This window comes from Chryseobacterium caseinilyticum (genome assembly GCF_014837145.1).
GTDB classification, from domain to species: Bacteria; Bacteroidota; Bacteroidia; order Flavobacteriales; family Weeksellaceae; genus Chryseobacterium; species Chryseobacterium caseinilyticum.
Genome location: NZ_JACYFS010000003.1, coordinates 350,065 through 364,408, shown reverse-complemented (window position 1 = coordinate 364,408; position 14,344 = coordinate 350,065). Strand labels below are relative to the sequence as shown.

Here is a 14,344-nt window from a genome sequence, read left to right as displayed (position 1 = left end):
AACTGAAGTTAAGGGAAGTCGCTTTCATCAGAGGAGCTTACGGAACCCTCAGTGACGCTTCTAAAAATATCAATGTTGACAATTTAAAATACTCGGCGCCAGATCAGCAGATTTATTATGAATATGGTTTCGGGATTGAAAATATCGGCTTCGGAAACATCAGAATCATCCGTGTAGACTTCAATTGGAGAGGAAATTACCTTGACCGTCCGGATGCTTCCAAATTTGGGATTAAGGCTGGATTTCAGTTTTATTTTTAATTGAAAAAACTTAGTTGGAGGTTTGACCACATGAGTCACAAAGAGTTTTTATCTTTTCCCTGCATATTTTAGAACACATTATAGAAAAAATTAAAATTTTTTCTGTCCATGATCCATTGTCATTTATTATAAAATACATTTAAAAAGTGTCGGCAAACAAACCACACAATGAAAAATCTTTGATTTTTCACTTCTTATGTGATCTAATTAAACGCCAGATTTGTAAAACTATCTGATGTGACTAATGTGTTAAAAGACGATCTAAAAATTCAATTCAAAGCACAAAAAATCCTCAACAAAAATGCTGAGGATTTTATTTTTATAAAACGCTTTTTAAATTATGCGTTTGGTTCAATAGATACAAATGATCTGTTGTTTGCTTTCTTTCTGAAAACTACTTTCCCGTCAACAAGTGCGTGCAAAGTGTGATCTTTACCGATCCCAACGTTTTCACCTGGGTGGTGCTGAGTACCTCTCTGTCTTACAATGATGTTACCCGCGATAGCGTCTTGTCCACCGAAAATCTTTACACCTAATCTTTTAGAGTGAGATTCTCTACCGTTCTTCGAACTACCGACTCCTTTTTTGTGTGCCATTTTATTTTATGGTTTTTTGGTTAAACAATTATTCTGCGCCAGCTTCCTCAGTCTTAGGAGCTTTTTTCGCTTTAGTTTCTTTTTTAGCTCCGTCAAATCCTGTGATTCCAGTGATTCTGATCTGAGTTAATGACTGTCTGTGACCGTTCTTTACCTGATAACCCTTTCTTCTTTTCTTTTTGAAAACGATTACTTTATCAGCTTTTACGTGATCCAGGATCTCTGCTTCTACAGTGATTCCACTTACAGCTGGGGCGCCTACGGTGATTGCTCCGTTTACAGTAAGAAGAATTTTGTCGAAAGATACTTTCGCTCCCTTATCTCCTGCCAAACGGTTTACAAACAGCCTCTGGTCTTGCTCAACTTTATATTGAAGCCCTGCTATTTCTACAATTGCAAACATTGTTTATAAATTTTAGTTATTTCGAGGTGCAAATGTACTGATTATTTATTGATTAACAAGATGATTTTTAGAAATTTTCTATTTTTTGTGAAGACTAAGTTCCAGATGATTGTTGTTTCTTTTAAATACTTCGCCCAAAGATTCTTCGTAATACTTGATGATTTCTGCATTGTCTTTTATAATTCTGCCATCTCCAAAACTCACTTCCATCCTTGTATTCGGGCTTGAAAGTTTCTGTTTAATGTCCTTTGCGGGATCGTTTTTATAAGACTGATACAGTTTTTTGTACTGTTCCTGAGATACTTTCACACTTTTCACATTATTCTCAGCTTCTTTTCTTAAACTTAAAATATAGTCCCAGCTGTGGTCTTTCTTTCCGAGTTTTTTATTTCCCTTCAAAATATAGCTGTGCGATTTCGTATGATCTTCCATTTTCACAATTAATCCCGGCAAACCATGGAATTTGTACGGTCCGTCCGGAAAAGGCAAATCTTTGGAAAACCACGCCTCCCATGTTCTTCCGCCAAATTTCGTTGTTGCTTTCTGGCAATTGTAATTTTCAATTTTTGCAGTTACCGGTAAAATATTCCATTTGATTTCTGTCTTTTCTTCAACATTCAAATCGGTACGCTGGAGTGATGTGAACCAGTTTATTTTGAACTCCGGAAAAGATTTTTCAACGACATATTCGATATTCCAATCATAAATAGTTGAAGTGATACTGTAATTACCGGGTGTCGCAATTCGCTGTTGGGCGATCGAAACATTGTCGGCAGAATCACTTGCAAATTTTGCCTGACCGTAGAAATAAGATTTTCCGGGAAAAATATCAAGATTTACGAATTCTTTTTTAAGACTGTCGGTTCTCGTAGAATCTCTTCTTGATTGATATTCGTAAATAAAACGGTTTCCCTGCGCTGAAAGATTGATGACAGCAAAAAATGTCATGAGAAACAATACTTTTAATTTCATTATTTGTTGATTTAATTTTTGTCTTAACGAAATTTTAACGGAATTATTTTATTTGTACTTTTGAAAAATATTCCACATTGAGATGAGTAGAGATCTTTATATTGATTTTGCGAAAGGTCTGGCGACACTTTCTATTATTTTCATCCATACCGCGTTCTGGTCGGGGCAGTTTTATATTCAGCCGGAAGTGAGAGTCTTTTCACTGGTTTTCGATGTGGCACTTTTTTATGCTCTAAGTGGAATTACCTCGGGATCAAACATCGAAAAAACATTTTACAGATTGCTCAAACTGCAGGTGACATACATGATCTTCGTGACGCTGCTTTTCTTTTTAGATTATTTCTTCAAAATTTTCGGACTCACTTTCTTTTCACTCGAATGGCTGCAGAGCTTCTACTCCACTTTCGGATCGAAGTACGCCGCCACAAACATTTCAACAGTTCCTCAATGGCAGAATCTTGGAAACTGGTATCTACACGAGTACAACAATGCAGATACTTTTCCTGTGGTAATGGGAAGCTTCTGGTACCTGAAAGTCTATTTTATCTTAACCGTTTTTGGAGTTTTAATCTTAAAATTCTTCCCGAAACATGTCAACTGGTTTATTGGAATCTGTATCGCTTTAACTTTACTCTTTAATATTTTCCCTGAAATATATCCCAATGGTCAGGTTGGATACGTTGCGTTTTACATGACGGTTTTTTTGGTTGCCAACAGAATGAAAGGCAAAAAAATCCCAACAACTATGATTCCTGTACTTTACGGAGTGGTTGCCGCAGCATTAGTTTGGATGTTTCTGTATTTCGGGAATGAAATTTTCTTTAAGATCAACAAGCAGAAATTTCCGCCAAAAATCCCGTACATTATTTGGTCTCTGTTTTCACTGACTACACTTTTCGTATTCTACAACCGTTTAAAAATCACCAAAGAAAACTTCGTGACTTATATTGGTAAAAACGCCATTTTCTTCTATTTCGGACAGGGTATCAGTTCGTCCCTGATTTATTTCCTAGTTGTTCCGTTAAAAGAAACCATGCCGTGGTGGCTTTTGATGGTGATTATTTATATTTTCAACGTCATTTTAGCATTCATCATTTCGGCAGGATTAAAGAAATTTGATGCTCTAGGGTGGAATGTTCTGGAATTTTTACGCAAAAAAACCGCTCAATAATATTGAACGGTTTTTTGTTTTACTTGCTTGTATTTTAATCTCTTCTTCTTCGTCCACCCATAACCAAAACAGCTATCAGAACGATGAACAGAACTGCACCTATGATGATATAAGTTGGATCTGCATACCATTCTTCAGTGTGCGTGGTTTTTGTAGTTGTTGTAACTTTAGAGTCTGTTGCTTCCTGTGCTGAAGCTGCAATGCTCAGGAAAAATGCCAACATTGCGAAGGCAAATTTTTGCATTTTTTTTGTGATAACTGAAATTTCCATCGTTGATTTTTTTATTTGTTAAAATATGTTAAACCAACTCTATGCCAACACTATCGCAATCTGATTTTCAAAATAGAAAGTTAAGCTTCATTGGATGTTAATTTAATTAATTAAATTTACCAAAATTTTTTAGTCATGTTTAAGCTGAAACTTCCTACCGACCCAAGGTGGGCCAATATTGCAGAAGGAAACCTTCAGGAAATCCTGACAGACCATGCGTGGTGCGAGCAAAAAGCCGCCACCAATGCCATTGGACTGATCACGATGCTTCCTGAACGTCCGGATATTATTTCCGAACTTTTGCTTATTGCGCAGGAAGAACTGGAACATTTCGGACAGGTTTTAGAAATCATCAAAAAACGCGGCTACACTTTTGGGCGTACCAGAAAAGATGATTACGTGAACGAACTCGTCAATTTTATCCAGAAAGGCGGTCACAGAGATACGCTGATTGTTGATAAAATGCTTTTTGCTGCGATGATTGAAGCCAGAAGCTGTGAGCGTTTTAAAGTTTTAACAGAAAACATTAAGGACGAAGAATTAAAAACATTTTACAGAGATCTGATGATTTCTGAGGCCAATCACTATACCACTTTCATCGGTTTTGCAAGAGAACTGGGTGATCCTGAACAGGTAAATGCACGATGGGAAGAATGGCTTGAATATGAAGCCAAAATCATAAAATCTTACGGAAACAAAGAAAGCATCCACGGATAAACACCAGCATTGAAGAAACCAACATTTGAAAGCGTAACCAATATCTTTCTGAAAAACTTTTTTCAGGGATTAATTATCATTGGACCTATCGGATTGACCATTTATGTTATCTGGTCGGTGATTACGTCTATTGATAATATCATTCCGTCGGTTGCCAAACAAATTCCGGGATTGGTTTTTATTTCTGTGCTTTTGGTTACAGCCTTACTCGGATTTTTAGGAAACAAGTTTGTTGTAGGGCGCTTTTTTGTTGATTCTATAGACAGACTTTTAGAAAAAATTCCCGGCATCAAGCATATCTATTCTCCGACAAAAGACGTGATGTCATCATTCGTTGGTGACAAAAAGAAATTCAGCGATCCGGTTTGGGTAAAAACCAACGAAAATCCGGAAATCTGGAGAATCGGTTTTTTAACTCAGAGAGAAATGGACGTTGTTCAGAAAGACAATTATGTCGCAGTCTATCTTCCCCATTCTTACGCCATTTCGGGCTGGGTAATCGTCACTGAAGAAAAAAACATCAAACCCGTTGTGGGAATGAGCGCAGCTACAGCAATGAAATTTGCAGTAAGCGGCGGTGTGGCAGGTTTTCACTCTGACGATAATGTTTTTAAAGCTCCGGAATAGTCTTCCTTCTTTTTTTAATAATACTCTCTCAGATATTATTTCTTTTTCTTTTAAATGGATTCCTGTCAATTCAAAAAAAGAACCTTTACAAAAATCAAAAAGTCTGATTTACTGAAATTATTTAATTTAACTAAATGATTATCTGTAATTTAGAATTTAATTTAAATAAAAACTAAACAATACAATTAAATTAAAAAAGATGAGCAAAGTTGCAATCATTGGAGCCGGAGTTTCCGGTTTGAGCATGGCAAATTATCTTGAAAAAAATAATATTGACTATCATCTCTACGAAAGAAGAACTCAAAATGATCTGAAAGGACACGGTTTTATCCTTCCAAAAGAGGGAATTGAACATCTTTCAAGTATCATTGATATCAATGATCTTTACAAAAAAGGAAGTTTCCTGAAAAAATACATCCACTACAATCAGGCGGGCGAAATCATGTCTGAAAAAGATCTGGATGATGTTTTTGTAGTTTCGAGAAGTGCGTTGATTGAAATTCTCGCCAATGAAATTCCTTCAGATAAAATTTCATACAAAACAACCATCGGACTTAAAGGTTTTGAAAACGGAAAAGCAAACATTGAGATTGATGAAAACAACGTGATACAAGCTGATATCGTGGTCGCATCCGACGGCTCGAGAAGCAGAATCAGAAGAAAAATATTTCAGGACGAAACGATGAGAGCGGTTTTGGAAAACGAAGTTGTTAACATCATCGAAAACGAAGAACTGGCAAGCCAGATTGAAAGCAATTTTCTGAAATTCCACCACGAAAAAGGCGGTCTAACCTTCGGTGTGTTGAAGCTTTCACCTAAGAAAATCCTTTGGTACTGCCAGTTTGATATTACAAAGTATTTCATTGATGAAGATTATACCGCAGACTGCATCAGAAAGTTTATGATTGACAATTTTGGCGACTGGAACGATCTTATTTCTTCAATTATTGAAGGTTCAAGTTACGAAAATGCCCACATCTGGCGTGTTTACGAACTGGAAAAACTGAATCCTTTCTATCATGAAAATGTAGTGTTTATCGGTGATTCTGCGCATCCTTTAATTCCGTTCACAAGTCAGGGCGTGACTTCTGCGCTGAAAGATTCTTTCACCTTAACCCAGCTTTTAAAAGAAGAAAATGACCTTCAGGAAACCTTCAAAAAATATGAGGAAGAAAGAAGACCGGAGATCGACATTCACATCAACAACGGCCGTATTTTATTGAACCAGTTTCTGTTACCACTAAGCGAACAGCCAAAAAACACTTTACCCATTTCATACAAATAAAAAATGTTTACAAATAACGATATCAATTTCGAAGCTCTGAAAAGAAAAGCCTACAACGGCAGATGGGCAACCCTTGAAGACGGCATCATCCCTTTAACAGCTGCAGATCCTGATTTCAGAATGTCTCCTGCTATCGAGCAGGGAATTATTGAATACATCAAAGACGGATATTTAAGCTACGGACCGTTTTCCGGTTTGCCCGAGTTTAAAAGAAGTGTTGCAGAACACTTTAACAGCGGTAAAAACGGAAATTTCACTCCTGAAAATGTTTTGGCAGTCAACAGTGCTGCGATGGGAATGTACATGGTCGCCAACTATGTTCTGAATCCCGGTGATGAAGCGATTATTTTTGATCCGGTAGATTTTTTATTTAAAAAAACCGTAGATGCTGTTGGTGGAAACATTAAACTTTGCGCGGTAGATTCTAAGACAGGAGACATCGATTTGGAAATGTTGGTTTCGTTAATCGGCCCAAAAACAAAACTGATCAGCATCTGCAACCCACACAATCCGGTTGGACGTGTTTACTCAAAAGAAATTTTAATCAAAATCTCTGAAATCGCCGCGGCTCACGACCTTTGGGTAATGAGCGATGAGATTTGGAGCGATATTGTTTACGATCAAAAAGAATTCAACACCTACTCTTCTGTTTCAGAGGCGGCAAAAAAGAAAAGTTTCACCGTTTTCGGTTTCTCCAAATCTTACGGAATAGCTGGTTTAAGAATCGGTGCCGTTTTATGCAATGATCAGGAGCTGCTGGATGATTTCACAGAAAAATCTCAGTTTAATTCAACGATTGAAGGGGTTTCTACTTTATCTCAGATTGCCGCGAGTGTTGCCATTGATAAAGCTAAACCGTGGTTCAATGATTTTCTCGCTCATTTACAAAGCAACAGAGATTTTGCATACAACACGCTGAAAAACTCAGGTATTTTAACGCCAAATCACCCTGAAGCCACGTTTGTAATTTTCCCAAAAATTGAAAATGGAATGTCGAGCGATGCTTTCGCACAACACGTTCTGAAGCAAGGCAAAGTTGCCATTGTTCCAGGCTCCGAAAGATGGTTTGGAAAAGGTGCAGAAGGCCATGTGAGGATTTGTTTTTCAACTTCGCAGGAGATTTTGGAAGAGGGTCTAAACAGGATCTTAAAGAGTTTTTAAGTTAAAAATAAATTAAGAAATGGCTGAATCTTTTGATCCAGCCACTTCTTTTTAATTTATTACAATTTATTTCTTAGAAACCCTATACAGTTTCCCACTATCCGTCACCCCATAAAGATTTCCGTCAGAGCCATTCAAAACATCTCTGAATCTTTCTTTCTGATCTAACAACAGACGCTCTTCACCCACAACTTTATTGTCTTTTAAAATAATTCGGTTGATGTGTTGTCCGCTCAGACAGGCGATGAAAAGATTGTTTTTCCATTCTTCAATATTTCCGGTGTAGAAAGTGACTCCACTTGGAGAAACTACCGGATCCCAGTAATAAACCGGCTGTTCAGTGCCTGCTTTTTGCGTAGTTCCGTTATTGATTTTGTCGCCGTTGTACTCAATTCCGTAGGTTACATCGCCCCAACCGTAATTTTTTCCGGGCTGGATCAGATTGATTTCATCTCCACCCCTCGGTCCCATTTCAATATCCCAAAGCTGTCCTTTTTCATCCAAAGCCAAACCCTGAGGACTTCTGATTCCGAAAGCGTAGATTTCTGGTTTATAACCGGCTTTTCCAATGAATGGATTTCCCTCAGCAGGTTTTCCATCTTTGGTAATTTTTAGAATTTTACCTAAATAATTGTCTGTTTTCTGAGCATAAACTCTTGTCTCTTTATCAGATCTTTCGCCGGTGCTAACAAAAAGATTTCCGTCTTTGTCAAACTGAAGACGGCTTCCATAATGTTTGTCACCATCGTATGTTGGTGTTGCTCTGAAGATTACTTTCACTTCTGAAATATTTTTCAGGTCAGCAGATAATTTGCCTTTGGCAACTGCTGTATGATTTCCGTCTCCGTAAGGTTCAGAGTAGCAGAAATAAATCATATTATTTGTTTTGAAATCGGGATCTAAGGCAACATCAAGCATTCCTCCCTGCCCTTTATCATCCACTTTTGGGAAGCCTTCGATTTTAGAAACTGTTTTACCGTCTGTAGAAACTACATTGATGAAACCTGATTTTTCGGTAATTAAAAAACGTCCGTCCGGAAGGTTAATGATACCCCACGGTTTTCCGAGAGATGTATTGAGTATTTCAACGTTGTAAGGTGTTGTGGTTTTTACCGGAGCAACGCGTGTCTGTCCGGCAAATGCCGGTTTGTAGTTCGTATTGGGTTTTTCTTCTTTGGCTGATGGTTCACTGGGTTTTCCCTTTCCCTGACATGAAACAATGGTTGTCGCAGAAGCTAATAAAATAGGTAAGAAAATCTTGTTCATAATTAATTTTTAATGGGTTACACAATTCAGACGAAAAATAATGCCATAAAAATTTGCATAATAAATATTTTACTCTACATTTGTAGAATAAAATATAAACTTGTAGAATATGAATGAAATAAAACTGACAGACTCCGAGAAAACTTTAATGGAAATTCTCTGGGAAAAAGAGAAAGCTTTCATGAAAGAGATTCTGGAAGCTTATGACGCTCCAAAACCTGCCACTACAACAGTTGCAACACTTCTCAAAAGAATGCAGAACAAAGATCTGGTGGGATTTACGCTGTACGGAAACTCAAGAGAATATTTTCCGAAAGTAGCAAAAAGCGAATATTTTAAGGATGAAATGACAACGATGATTGACCGTTTTTTCAACTCTTCGGTTACTCAGTTTGCTTCGTTCTTTACGTCAAATTCCAAACTGACGCAGAAAGATCTGAAGGAACTCCGGGACATTATAGACCAACAGATAAAAAAGTAATTATGGAAACTTTCATATTAAAAACCGTTATCTGCTCAGGAATTCTGTTCGGATTGTACCATTGGTTTTTGGCAAAGGAAAAGACATTTGTTTTCAACCGTTTTTACCTGATTTTTTCGGTTATTTTTTCACTTACAATTCCATTTCTGACAATTGAGTTGCCGAATTTAAAAGAAGAAAAATCAAATTTGGTAGTCGGAGAGGAAATTCCTCAACAGGTCTTCACGCAACAGATCACCGAAGAAAGCAGTTTTGATTTCAATCAGATCATTCTGGCTGTTTACTGTTTGATTGCTGTACTTTTTCTGGCAAAATTTATTATCTCAATTTTAAAAATTAAAAGTTTAAAGGGAAGAAGATTAATTTACAAAAGCAAAAATATTGTTTTACTTCAAGAGGATCTCGCACCATTCAGTTTTTGGAATACCATTTATATTTCTGAAAAATCTTTCAGCAATTCCGGAATTGACAACAGAGTTTTCATGCACGAGGAAATTCACATTCAGCAGAAACATTCGCTTGATTTGATTTTCATCGAATTAACAAAAGCCGTTTTGTGGATCAATCCTTTCTTTTATTTTTATAAAAGTGCGATGGTCAACAATCATGAATTTCTGGCAGACGAAGAAGTAATCAACAAAAATATTAACATTAAAAACTATCAGGAACTGATTTTACAGGAAGTTTTGAAACAGCAAAATATCCCTCTGACCCATCAGTTTAATTTTAACAACACTAAAAAACGATTTATTATGATGACAAAACAAAATTCAAAGTTTGCCAAAGCAAAAAAGTTTCTGGCGGTACCTGTGTTTGCAATTGCTGCGTTTGTATTTGCTGAAAAAGTATATGGCAATAATATCGATGATCTGAAAAGTGATTACGGAATAAAAATTAGTCCAATAAAATCATCACTCAACCATTCAGAAGCTTACAAAGAATTCACTAAAATAATTGAAAAATATGATCAAATAATCAAGAATCGGGATCATGAAAAATTCACCAAAGAAGTTCCGCGGGAAGTGCTTGTAAATTTAGCTGACTTATTTGACAAATTTAATTCTAAGGATCTGACTGAGGCACCGATTTGGGTGAAATATACAGAAATAAACAGAGAAATACCTACCATAAATCAGATGAATAAATTTCTGAGTTCCCGCTACAACATTAGTATTGATGGTAAAGTGGTTGAGAATAAAGATTTAAAAAATTATAAAAACACGGATTTTTATCATGTCTACATTTTAAAGGTTCTTCCTACAAATCCAGATTATGGAAAATATGATTACGGGGTAATTCTATACACAAAAGCATTCGCGAAAAAATATAACAGCGCAAAAAATATAACTGTTTCATTTAAAGTCGATATGGCAGAATACAAACAATGGGTTCAGAACGATACTATTGCACCTAAGAAGCGCAAAGAAACCAAAGCTGAAATAAAAAAAATAAAACCTGAAGATATTAATGTAAACGAATACCCGCCTGTTGCTATGCCAAAACCTGTGCAGACTGTAGAGCAGACTCCAGCAGAATATCCCGGTGGTATGGATCTTATGAGAAAAGGAATGGGAGAAAATTTCAATCCGGCGCCTTTTGAAAAATTATCGGGAACAGTTAAAGCGAGCATTTTGATTTCAGTTGATGAGAATGGGAAAACTACCGATATAAAAGTAACAGGACCAAACAGTGAATTTAATAAAGAAGCATATCGAGTAACAGAACTGATGACTGCCGGAAAAATCTGGAAACCAGCTACAGAAAACGGCAAACCTGCTAAAAGCGTTTACAAACTCCCACTTGCCATGAAGTTTGAAAATACTGCACCAATAAAATAGATATTATGAGGCTTTTCTCAATTTCCGTATTGGTCTGCATAATTTACAGTTGCTCCGGAAATAATTTCAGTCAATACTCACAGTATAACACAAAAGCCTATTGCTACGAAGACCAGCAATATCTCTGCTTGAGCAATGACAGTTTAAAATTGAAATTTGTGAGTTTTGGTGGATTTAAATTTGCATCCAGCGATGAAGAATTCAAAAGATTAAATAAGAAAAAACCAAAATTTAAAAACATTCTTTTCTACGGCGACGACCGATACATCAAGACAGATTATTATGTTTTGCTTGATAATAAAAAAAGAAAGAAAGGCTACGCCTATAAAGACAGCATCATCGGGAACAGACATTTTACAGTTGCAGTAAATGATTCCTGCCATGAAAGTAATAAGAAATTTCTTCTGAAAGGTTTGAGAAATTTATGATTTTTAAAAGTGTCCTGATTTTTTCGGGATGCTTTTTTCATTTCTAAAAGTATTATGATCCCGCGCTTCTGCTTAAACGTTTTTATTTCCTAAATTTGTTCAATGCAATTCAAACTTCAATCAGAATATCAACCTACAGGAGATCAGCCTACAGCAATAGAAAAACTGACAGGCGGCGTTGAAATTGGTGAAAAATATCAGACGCTTTTAGGAGTTACCGGTTCGGGTAAAACATTTACCGTTGCCAATGTTGTGAATAATGTGCAGCGGCCGACTCTGGTTCTGGCCCACAACAAAACTTTGGCGGCCCAACTTTTTATGGAGTTTAAAGAATTCTTCCCTGAAAATGCCGTTGAATATTTTGTAAGCTACTATGATTACTACCAACCTGAAGCCTACATTGCCAGCTCAGGAACGTATATCGAGAAAGACTTAAGCATCAACGAAGAAGTTGAAAAGCTGCGTCTTTCGGCAATTGCAAGTTTACTTTCAGGAAGAAGAGATATTTTGATTGTTGCTTCAGTATCATGCATTTACGGTGTCGGAAACCCTGCAGAATTTCATAAATCACTGATTTCTTTGGAAATTGGTGAGAAAACTACGAGAACCGCACTGCTTCATTCTTTGGTTAATGCACTGTATTCCAGAACGCTAAGCGAGTTCCAGAGAGGTACGTTTAGGGTGAAAGGTGATGTGATTGACATCTTTCCAGCTTATGCCGACAACGGAATCAGAGTACAGTTTTTTGGAGACGAAATTGAAAAAATTCAGAGTTTTGATCCGGTTTCAGGAAATGTAACGTCCAATTTTGAATCTATCCAGATTTATCCTGCCAATCTTTTTGTGACTTCAAAGGAAACTTTGAACGGAGCCATCAGAAATATTCAGGATGACATGGTGAAGCAGGTTGATTTTTTTGGTTCAATTGAAAAACCTCTGGAAGCCAAAAGACTTCAGGAAAGAACCGAACTCGATCTTGAAATGATTAAAGAACTTGGCTACTGCTCAGGAATTGAAAACTATTCGCGATATTTAGACGGAAGATTGCCAGGATCACGACCGTTTTGTCTTTTAGATTATTTCCCGAAAGATTATCTGATGGTGATTGACGAAAGTCACGTTACTGTTCCGCAGGTTCATGCCATGTACGGTGGCGACAGAAGCCGTAAAGAAGCACTTGTAGAATATGGTTTCCGTCTTCCCGCTGCGATGGATAACCGTCCCTTGAAGTTTGAAGAATTTGAAGCGATACAGAATCAGGTCATTTATGTTTCCGCAACTCCGGCAGATTATGAACTGGAGAAAACCGGTGGCGAATATATTGAGCAGATCATCCGTCCAACCGGACTTTTGGATCCTATTATTGAAATCAGACCTTCTTTAAATCAGATCGATGATTTGATGGAAGAAATTAATAAAAGAGCTGAATTGGATGAGAGGGTTTTGGTGACAACTTTAACCAAGAAAATGGCGGAAGAGCTTACCAAGTATTTCACAAAATTCAGCATCAGAACGCGTTACATTCACTCTGACGTGGAGACTTTGGAGCGTATTCAGATTATGCACGATCTCCGTGTCGGACTTTTTGATGTGCTGATTGGTGTCAATTTATTGAGAGAAGGTTTAGATTTACCTGAAGTGTCTTTAGTTGCCATTTTGGATGCTGATAAAGAAGGAATGCTGAGAAGCCGAAGATCGATGATCCAAACCGTTGGCCGTGCTGCAAGAAACATCAACGGAAGAGCCATCATGTATGCCGATAAGATCACAAAATCAATGCAGGCTACTTTGGATGAAACTGAGTACCGTCGTGCTAAGCAGATGACTTACAATCAGGAACACGGAAAAGTTCCGACAGCTTTAAACAAGAAGATTTCTGAAAATCTTGTGGGAAGAAGCAAAGATTTCCCTGATGAAAAATATACTCAGAAAGAGATTACACAAAAAGTTGCTGAAACCAAAGCGAATTATTCTACCGAAGATGTGGCAAAAATTGTTTCACAGAAACAAAAGGAAATGGAGGCTGCTGCGAAAAATTTAGACTTTATAAAAGCTGCAAAACTGCGTGATGAAATTGAAGCGTTGAAAAACTAACGTTTTGGAAGCAAAAACTTATAAAACTTAAGAATTTTTTTCATTTTCCGTTTACGAACCATTCCGTTGATGGCTTCGGTGATTCTGTTGAAGCAGTAATCGCCCGATGATCCGACAAGTTGTGCATACTCATCACTGATCATTCTAATCACTTCGGAATCAGATGTTAAACGCGCAAAGTTTTTTAATCTCTTATCTAAATTCATCTCCTGATGGAAGCTCATTCTGTTGAGATCGACCATATAGAACTGACTTCTTCCACTCTCATTTTTGATGATGAAATTTCCCGGTGCATTGTCTAAAAATTCAAATCCCTCCTCATGCAGACGAAATATTAACTGAGCATATTCACGGATGATTTTCTCTCTCTCCGGAAACGACTGGTTCACAATAACTTCCATCAAAGTTGGAGAATCTTCGAGTTGACGGCTGATGTAATAACTTGATGTCACGCCCCAAAAGTCAAAGTTTTCAATGTAGGCAACAGGTTCAGGTGTATGAAAACCTTTGCTTAAAAGAAGCTGTGCATATTCAAAAGACCTTTTTGCCTTAGATTTTCTGTAATATTTATAAACGTGTCGGTTTATAACGTTGTGCTGCTTAAAGGATTTAAAATTGAATCTTTCTCCATCAATATCAAAGATTTTAACCACATTTCTGCTTCCGGGACCAATAAGAATTCCACCCGTTTTAAAATTTTTTAAAACATTTAAAATTTTAGTCTCGACATGACGGAAACCATCGGCATAAAAACTTTTCATAATCAACGTTTCT

The 14,344-nt window shown here is 36.9% G+C and carries 15 protein-coding genes and 1 pseudogene; 10 read left to right on the top strand and 6 right to left on the bottom strand.

Annotated features, from left to right (window positions below):
• Positions 1–260, top strand: a pseudogene (locus IC610_RS12375) (DUF5686 family protein); the annotation flags it as partial.
• A gap of 338 nt (positions 261–598) precedes the next feature.
• On the opposite strand, the gene rpmA reads toward IC610_RS12375, so the two are convergent.
• The 3 genes from rpmA to IC610_RS12360 all read right to left on the bottom strand — a co-directional run bounded on the left by rpmA (position 599) and on the right by IC610_RS12360 (position 2,231).
• A complete protein-coding gene (rpmA, locus tag IC610_RS12370) occupies positions 599–856 on the bottom strand; it encodes a 50S ribosomal protein L27 (protein ID WP_056083481.1) in 258 nt (85 codons plus the stop codon).
• A gap of 28 nt (positions 857–884) precedes the next feature.
• Positions 885–1,259, bottom strand: coding sequence for a 50S ribosomal protein L21 (rplU, locus tag IC610_RS12365; protein WP_056083479.1), 375 nt, complete (start codon positions 1,257–1,259; stop codon positions 885–887).
• Positions 1,260–1,337: 78 nt separating this feature from the next.
• A complete protein-coding gene (locus IC610_RS12360) occupies positions 1,338–2,231 on the bottom strand; it encodes a GLPGLI family protein (RefSeq protein ID WP_191737133.1) in 894 nt (297 codons plus the stop codon).
• Between the two features lie 82 nt (positions 2,232–2,313).
• Between IC610_RS12360 and IC610_RS12355 the strand changes: the two genes are divergently transcribed.
• Complete coding sequence (locus tag IC610_RS12355; RefSeq protein ID WP_191737132.1) at positions 2,314–3,402, top strand: acyltransferase family protein; 1,089 nt, start codon at positions 2,314–2,316, stop codon at positions 3,400–3,402.
• A 34-nt stretch (positions 3,403–3,436) separates the two neighbouring features.
• Here IC610_RS12355 and IC610_RS12350 read toward each other — a convergent pair whose 3' ends face one another.
• Entirely contained in the window at positions 3,437–3,673 is a 237-nt protein-coding gene (locus IC610_RS12350; protein WP_191737131.1) for a hypothetical protein, read from the bottom strand.
• A 135-nt stretch (positions 3,674–3,808) separates the two neighbouring features.
• On the opposite strand from IC610_RS12350, the gene miaE reads away from it, so the two are divergent.
• The 4 genes from miaE to IC610_RS12330 all read left to right on the top strand — a co-directional run bounded on the left by miaE (position 3,809) and on the right by IC610_RS12330 (position 7,463).
• The gene (gene miaE / locus IC610_RS12345) at positions 3,809–4,390 is read left to right on the top strand and encodes a tRNA-(ms[2]io[6]A)-hydroxylase (RefSeq protein ID WP_056083466.1); all 582 of its coding nucleotides are present in this window, start codon (positions 3,809–3,811) and stop codon (positions 4,388–4,390) included.
• 9 nt (positions 4,391–4,399) lie between these two features.
• Entirely contained in the window at positions 4,400–5,017 is a 618-nt protein-coding gene (locus tag IC610_RS12340) for a DUF502 domain-containing protein (RefSeq protein ID WP_191737130.1), read from the top strand.
• A gap of 199 nt (positions 5,018–5,216) precedes the next feature.
• Positions 5,217–6,302 carry an FAD-dependent oxidoreductase gene (locus IC610_RS12335; protein ID WP_191737129.1) on the top strand — a complete coding sequence of 362 codons (1,086 nt, stop codon included), beginning with the start codon at positions 5,217–5,219 and terminating at the stop codon, positions 6,300–6,302.
• 3 nt (positions 6,303–6,305) lie between these two features.
• Entirely contained in the window at positions 6,306–7,463 is a 1,158-nt protein-coding gene (locus tag IC610_RS12330) for a pyridoxal phosphate-dependent aminotransferase (RefSeq protein ID WP_191737128.1), read from the top strand.
• Between the two features lie 66 nt (positions 7,464–7,529).
• Here IC610_RS12330 and IC610_RS12325 read toward each other — a convergent pair whose 3' ends face one another.
• Complete coding sequence (locus IC610_RS12325) at positions 7,530–8,729, bottom strand: PQQ-dependent sugar dehydrogenase (protein ID WP_191737127.1); 1,200 nt, start codon at positions 8,727–8,729, stop codon at positions 7,530–7,532.
• Positions 8,730–8,838: 109 nt separating this feature from the next.
• Here IC610_RS12325 and IC610_RS12320 point away from each other — a divergent pair, with 109 nt between their 5' ends.
• The 4 genes from IC610_RS12320 to uvrB all read left to right on the top strand — a co-directional run bounded on the left by IC610_RS12320 (position 8,839) and on the right by uvrB (position 13,570).
• A complete protein-coding gene (locus IC610_RS12320; RefSeq protein ID WP_191737126.1) occupies positions 8,839–9,210 on the top strand; it encodes a BlaI/MecI/CopY family transcriptional regulator in 372 nt (123 codons plus the stop codon).
• Positions 9,211–9,212: 2 nt separating this feature from the next.
• Entirely contained in the window at positions 9,213–11,048 is a 1,836-nt protein-coding gene (locus IC610_RS12315) for a M56 family metallopeptidase (RefSeq protein WP_191737125.1), read from the top strand.
• 5 nt (positions 11,049–11,053) lie between these two features.
• Positions 11,054–11,476, top strand: a complete 423-nt coding sequence (locus IC610_RS12310) for a hypothetical protein (protein WP_191737124.1) — start codon at positions 11,054–11,056, stop codon at positions 11,474–11,476.
• 102 nt (positions 11,477–11,578) lie between these two features.
• Positions 11,579–13,570: an excinuclease ABC subunit UvrB gene (gene uvrB, locus IC610_RS12305; protein WP_191737123.1), complete on the top strand. Its 1,992-nt coding sequence runs from the start codon at positions 11,579–11,581 to the stop codon at positions 13,568–13,570.
• Here the strand turns inward: uvrB and IC610_RS12300 are convergent.
• The gene (locus IC610_RS12300) at positions 13,567–14,331 is read right to left on the bottom strand and encodes a lipopolysaccharide kinase InaA family protein (protein WP_191737122.1); all 765 of its coding nucleotides are present in this window, start codon (positions 14,329–14,331) and stop codon (positions 13,567–13,569) included. The two genes, uvrB and IC610_RS12300, sit on opposite strands and share 4 nt — an antisense overlap.
• Between the last annotated feature and the right edge of the window lie 13 nt (positions 14,332–14,344).

Bases quoted from the DNA above. Each gene is read 5' to 3' on its own strand.
- rpmA (WP_056083481.1), bottom strand. From the start codon at position 856: ATGGCACACAAAAAAGGAGTCGGTAGTTCGAAGAACGGTAGAGAATCT.
- rplU (WP_056083479.1), bottom strand. From the start codon at position 1,259: ATGTTTGCAATTGTAGAAATAGCAGGGCTTCAATATAAAGTTGAGCAA.
- IC610_RS12360 (WP_191737133.1), bottom strand. From the start codon at position 2,231: ATGAAATTAAAAGTATTGTTTCTCATGACATTTTTTGCTGTCATCAAT.
- IC610_RS12355 (WP_191737132.1), top strand. From the start codon at position 2,314: ATGAGTAGAGATCTTTATATTGATTTTGCGAAAGGTCTGGCGACACTT.
- IC610_RS12350 (WP_191737131.1), bottom strand. From the start codon at position 3,673: ATGGAAATTTCAGTTATCACAAAAAAAATGCAAAAATTTGCCTTCGCA.
- miaE (WP_056083466.1), top strand. From the start codon at position 3,809: ATGTTTAAGCTGAAACTTCCTACCGACCCAAGGTGGGCCAATATTGCA.
- IC610_RS12335 (WP_191737129.1), top strand. From the start codon at position 5,217: ATGAGCAAAGTTGCAATCATTGGAGCCGGAGTTTCCGGTTTGAGCATG.
- IC610_RS12330 (WP_191737128.1), top strand. From the start codon at position 6,306: ATGTTTACAAATAACGATATCAATTTCGAAGCTCTGAAAAGAAAAGCC.
- IC610_RS12325 (WP_191737127.1), bottom strand. From the start codon at position 8,729: ATGAACAAGATTTTCTTACCTATTTTATTAGCTTCTGCGACAACCATT.
- IC610_RS12320 (WP_191737126.1), top strand. From the start codon at position 8,839: ATGAATGAAATAAAACTGACAGACTCCGAGAAAACTTTAATGGAAATT.
- IC610_RS12315 (WP_191737125.1), top strand. From the start codon at position 9,213: ATGGAAACTTTCATATTAAAAACCGTTATCTGCTCAGGAATTCTGTTC.
- IC610_RS12310 (WP_191737124.1), top strand. From the start codon at position 11,054: ATGAGGCTTTTCTCAATTTCCGTATTGGTCTGCATAATTTACAGTTGC.
- uvrB (WP_191737123.1), top strand. From the start codon at position 11,579: ATGCAATTCAAACTTCAATCAGAATATCAACCTACAGGAGATCAGCCT.
- IC610_RS12300 (WP_191737122.1), bottom strand. From the start codon at position 14,331: ATGAAAAGTTTTTATGCCGATGGTTTCCGTCATGTCGAGACTAAAATT.